We start from the raw sequence: 5,861 nt of genomic DNA, 5'->3' as shown, positions 1-5,861 counted from the left end.
CGCTCATTTTTCTTTGAAAAATGGCTACTTACTCATGTTTTTGGCGGGTCCCAAGGTCAAAAATTCTCCTGCAAGCAAGCTTGCGTCGAACTTCTGACCTTTTGACCCTGGTATCATGATATTATTTTGCATTATTTGACATAATTTCTCACTTCCGCGTCCGATACAGCATCTCCAAATCATTTTCCAGATACACCGACGCTGCCAGATTCGGATCGTAGCTGACACACTCGCCTTTATCCGGGCAGAGCGGCAGGATGACCGCTTCAGACAGGCGGCTTAACGTCAGGTTTCTCGCAAACAGCGCCCGGTACTCGGATTCGAGCACCAGAAGGATGTTGCGCGCGTTGCGGATGCAGCACGCGGAGAACTCAAACGCGGCTTCCGGCGTACTTCCCTGTACCGGCGGTGCGGCATACGGCAGGATCATATTGATCGACGGCGTCAGTCCCGCCACCTTCACGGTATCGCGGCGCACCGTATCGCCTCCGATGAACGGGTACAGTGTGGACTCGACAAACCAGTTCCGCAGATTCGGAATGTAATAAATACTGTCTACCGGCACTCCCTTCGTCGCCATCGTGTCGCGCCCGTAGCCTGAAATCATACCTAACACCAATTTTTTGATTTCCACGCCCTCTTCGCGCAGCATCGGTTCCAATGCCTCGAAACGTCCGCCATGATGCAGCAGATCATCAACCAGAATCACCGGGCGGTCAAAGGACTTGATAGCCTTGATCTGGCTTCGCAGCGGCGAATAGTACGGGAACGCTTCGATCGACTTCTCTTTCAGCTCCGGATCGTACACTTTATCTGTATGCAGCGTCTTCGTCACCGTATTCGGAATAACTTTTCCACGCAGGATCTTGCCGAACGGCACGCACATCGCCCCGCCGAGGCGTCTCGGCGTCACCGGGTCACGCGGCACACCATTTAACGCCGTGATCCGTTCCACCAGACGATGATAAATTACGCTCGCAGACATCGAAAGAACCAGCTGTCCCGGATAGAAGCGCGTCATCGCCATCTGCAATTCCCGATGCGCCTTGTAGATCGCATCCAGAACGCGCGGATTGCTGGAAAATGGTTCTTTTAACGTCGTTTCCAGATTCTGCACTAATACAAGCGGCGCATGCATATCGACCAGATAGAGTGGCGCGTCTTCCGGGGATTCCGGCGCCTTCACAAAGCCCTGGCGGACCACCGCCGACAGCACGCGCTCCGGGCAGTAGCCGTCTGCCGGGAAGAAAAGTGCATAGCCGCATTTATATTCAAAGGACCGTGCGATCGCCTCGGTTAAAAGCAGCTGTTCCGCGTCGTTGATCATCGGGTCGCGCTCGACATAGATACCCGAAATCAGAAGAATCTCACCGTAGGTATGGCGGCGCACCTGATCTGCCAGACTGACCTGTCCCAGAACAGCAAACAGCTCATCCGGCGCCAGATAACGAAGCCGTGCCACTCCGACGAGCCGGTTTTCCTGCACGGTATTCCTAAGAAGCAGCAGCCGATCGCCCGACTCCTTCATCGAATTCAACAGGTTCTCGCGATCTTCTTCGTCCTGCAGAACAAAATTCGAAATTTCCGCCAGAAGCATTTCATCCGGCGTCTCCACCTCCTCATAGGAGATCGCACGCGCGCGGATATATGGTTTATATTCCGGCTCGCGCAGATACAGACCATTGTAATAGATGTATTCCTGCACAGACGGGTCGATCAGGTTCGAAATATCGCGGTTCAAATCGACATTTTCACGGATTCTCGTCGAACTGATGTCCTCCAGATGCTCCGGAAGCTCCAGCTCCACGACCTTGCCGCTGATCTGATCCATCATCTGACGGTTGTATTTATTGTCCGCCTTGATATCACCCACGCGTCGGAACGCGATATGGTTCATCGAATGAATCGAATTTTTAACCGGTTTCTTCTTGTAAGAAGAGGCATTGGCAATGACATCGCTGCCGACCACGATATACAGCTCTTTTCCGGAAAACACCTCTCTCAGGCGTTTCAGATCCGCCGGATTGGCAATATTGACCGGAATCTCATCCGGGAACAGGTTCACATGGAACTCATCCGCCACCGACATACTCACGATCTGACGGCGGATCAGATGCGGCTGCGCCTTTTTCGACCAGGAAAATTCATCGACCGCCAGAAACACCTCATAGCCGCGGTCGCGGATCTCGCGGACAATCTCCTTGTGTGACAGCGTAAACGGGTCAAATGTGCCTGGGAAGAATGCTACCTGGTTCCGCTCTTTGATCTCTAAATTGCCCTCGGTCATATGGTACTGCGTGATGAACCGGTAAATATTGGAAAGGGACGCCGCACGATAAAATGCCGTCAGCTCATTTCCCTTATTTTCATTGAATAAGAACAGCATCTTGCGGAAGGACAGGGCGAACAGCTCTTTTTTCTCCCGGCACTCCATCCAGGATGAGCCGAAGACGGTCTGCCCCAGCACCAGCATCGCCTCCTGGCGCACCGACTCGCGGTAATTCGCCAGACCACTGAGCAGGATGCCAAGCAGGCGTCCGCGCCGTTCCTCGCATATCTCTTTTTCCTCCGCAAAGCGCTCTGGGTAGCACGAATACCGTTCCAGCAGCACGCCGACCGTATCAAGCGCAACCGAGACTATCTGGTCGTTTGCATTTGCCATCATGCCATGCAGGTAGGAAACGATCTCCTCCAGCTGTTCCGGCGGCAGCCACAGCGCCCCCNNAGCCACAGCGCCGCCTGCCCCAGATACTGCGGAATATATTTGGAAAATTCGTACTCACCGACTTCCAGCCCCTTCATCAGCTCAACCACGATCTCATTTCTCTGATCCGGTGTCAGAAGCCCGATGATGCGAAGCAGGGCGGTTCCGGCATCATGGCGCACGATCACGTGCTCGCTGACTTTTACAAGGTTTGAGAGATGCGCTGCGATATGCAGCATATGTTCCTGTTTACCATGCGCGATCTGATCGACGAGCAGCTTGATATTGGCCGACTTGATAACCCACGGCGTCGCTGTTTTGAGGTTATCCAGGAAAATATCGGAGACAACGTCGCGGTCATACAAAAGTTCCTGTTCTCTCGCCGTGTCCTCTCCGAGGTTACTTAACACGCGGTATTTGAGGAAGGTCATCGTGATATTGTCCTCAACCTGCGCCGCCCTCACGCACACGCCGATCTCGGCACAGCACGGATGATCCGGCTGGTACGCCGTCAGAAGCTTGAAGGCGCGCCATGATGCGATCCGCACATCCGGTTCCCCGCTCTGCGACTCAATCAGGGCAAATTTTGCGATTTTCCCCAGTTCCTCTTCACTCAGCTTATCAAACGGCATGAAATGCACCGTATCCAGCAAAGAAAATGCCTCGCCCGGATCCAGCTCATCCGCCCGGTCATACCAAACCAGAAATGCCCCCAGAAATTCCCGCAGATCGCCCGGCGTCGCATGATCAACCACCGATGCCAGCACATTTTTCAGGTGATAACGGATGCGCCGTTTCTGCTGCAGCATCAGCTTGTGATCCGGCCGGATGATCATTTCCAGATATTGCTTCCAGATCTCCATCACCCGCTCCTCGGCAATATCCGGCATCCCCGCCGGGCGCTCCTTGCGGTAACCAGCGTTGAACTGCGCGATCACGTGTCCGAGCAGCCTCGCCGCCTGCGCGCGGATGTCGCCCTCGCGGTGCATCAAAAGCTCATATAAAAAGCCCAGCGTCTGCTCTTTCTGCTTGTCGTTTGTATATGTAAAATATTCACGGAAAATGTTTAAATACGCGCGGACACTCTTCCAATCCTTCTCGCTGCGCGCCGCCTCGAGGAGATTGCCAAACTGGCGTTCCGCCCCCATCTGATGCATGACGCGGATATTATGCTCAATACCCATAAAAATGAGGGACTGCACCGTCTGCTCTGCGTTCCGAAGGGAAATATCCGGCAGCACCTCCGGCTTTTTCGGGTGTCCATTCAAATCCACATCCACACCGAGAGACCGCATATAATCCTCAAAATCATGCAGTTTGGAATAAACAAAGCGGTAACGGTTTAATTTAACCTCGTCCACGTTGTCGAGTTTCGAGAGGATGACGTTGAACGCCTCATCCAGATTGGAAATGTAGGTAATCTCACGCCCGTCGTCGCCGCGGCTCTGTTTTACACGGAAATCGGCATAGATCAGCACCAGGGATTCAACCGACAGGTTTTCCGGTTCCAGATCCCAGGTCGAATGGTTCGCCGCGATATGACCGATGTATTCCATCGAATGGTTGTTAAACCACTGGTTTGTATAATAGTAATGAAGATACGGAACCCGCTCATTCGGCTTGCAGCCGAATTTGCCGAGATCATGTCCCGCAGCCGCGCCCGAGGTCAGCGTCAGATCGATCGGAACTCCCGCCGCATAAAGCCCGCGTGCCACCGTCATCGCGACGTAATGCACGCCCGCGATGTGTTCCAGCGTCCGAAACGGCGTCACCTCCGCATTGAGGCGCATCATCTCATAGATGTATTCCTGTGCGAAAAACTTCTTGAAACGGCTGTATTCTGCCGCGCACTCAAAGCTTGAAGCTTCCTCATCACCCAAAAATGCAAAGTCCTCCATCGGTTTGTACGGAAGCACCGCCCGCTCGCGGTCAAACACGAACTGAAGCACTGCCAGATAGAACTCCGCACCGGCGGAAAAAGCGGCATTTTCCTTCTTAAACTCCGCATCCGGGTAGAGAATATGGCACACATACTGGTAGGTAAACTTCATCCAGCCCTCTTCCGGCTCATGCCCTAAAAGGCTTAACGGTTCCTCACAGATCTCGTAGACCGCCCGGCAGGAAATCCGCTTTTTGATAGGGAAAATACGGGCAAACTGCTCCTCCCAGTGATCCTTGTTCATGAGCATCATGACATTTTTCCGGCTCAGTCCCGACCGGTCTAAAAAGTCTTTTTCACAAAGGCGCTCGGTCAGTTCCGCAGCCGCCTGACGTACCTCTTTTTTACTCATCCACATCCCTCGCATTCTCTGGATCTCTCAGATGGTTCTTTGCTATGCAAAAACCATCTGAGTTATTGCAAATATTCTTTTCATATCAAATTTTATAATACTTGAATTATACCACCAGGTGGGGAAGTGCGCTATACAAAATAACGGATAATTCATCGCCATACGGCACAGTAAAACCACAAAAGACGTCTGCAAAAATGCAGATAGCTCATCTATCTTCCATTTCTGCAAACGTCTTTGTTTTTACAAGTCAATCGTTTTATGGCTGCTCTTTCCGAATCTCCGGAATCTCAACTCCCAGCTGTTTCGCCATCGCATCCGCGATCACCTGATGATCGTTCCAGTGTTCCATGCCGGATACCATCACATAGGCAAAAGGACGGCTTCCATCTCTCATGAAAACCGGGATGCAGCCGCCGCACACGAAGAAGTTCTCCTCGCGCACTTTCCAGGATGCTTCCAGTTCTCTGGCTCTCGATGCCGTCAGTGCCCGCAGCGAGCTCATCCCCGTGAGCCGCGATGCTGCCAGCTTATTGGTCATCCACCAGTCTGCTTCCAGCGTCGCGCCCTCCATCTTGTAGGCAAAGACGGTCGTCTCGTCCTCCACGATGCGGACAGCGACCGAACCGTAATATTTTTTCTCCGTGACCTCTGCAATCAAAAGCCCCAGCTCAAGCGCCTGTTTCCGGGTAAATGTATCGTAGCAAAGTACGGATTCCTGCTGTTTCAGAATCTCATTCCATTGTTCTTCGGTGTAGAAATTCTTCATGTGTTCCCCTCCTGTGTCGGTTTGTTTTCCCCTTGTGAATCAGATTATGATCCCCCGGGGTTCATTATATCATACGTATTCTCACCCGTCCACTCAC

The 5,861-nt window shown here is 52.7% G+C and carries 2 protein-coding genes; both read right to left on the bottom strand.

Annotation, left to right across the window (positions count from 1 at the left end; genetic code table 11):
- Positions 1-148: 148 nt before the first annotated feature.
- Positions 149-2,731 carry a nicotinate-nicotinamide nucleotide adenylyltransferase gene (locus QVO97_RS01415; protein ID WP_288188594.1) on the bottom strand — a complete coding sequence of 861 codons (2,583 nt, stop codon included), beginning with the start codon at positions 2,729-2,731 and terminating at the stop codon, positions 149-151.
- A 2,523-nt stretch (positions 2,732-5,254) separates the two neighbouring features.
- Positions 5,255-5,764, bottom strand: coding sequence for a heme-binding protein (locus tag QVO97_RS01410; RefSeq protein ID WP_022358638.1), 510 nt, complete (start codon positions 5,762-5,764; stop codon positions 5,255-5,257).
- Between the last annotated feature and the right edge of the window lie 97 nt (positions 5,765-5,861).

The sequence above is a fragment of the Clostridium sp. CAG:43 genome (assembly GCF_000434655.1).
In the GTDB taxonomy this organism is placed as follows: domain Bacteria; phylum Bacillota; class Clostridia; order Lachnospirales; family Lachnospiraceae; genus Otoolea; species Otoolea fessa.
Note: the sequence above shows the minus strand (reverse complement) of the source record. Positions and strands in the feature narration are given on the sequence as shown.

Excerpts from the sequence above, each read along its gene's own strand:
- QVO97_RS01410 (WP_022358638.1), bottom strand. The coding sequence starts at position 5,764 with ATGAAGAATTTCTACACCGAAGAACAATGGAATGAGATTCTGAAACAG.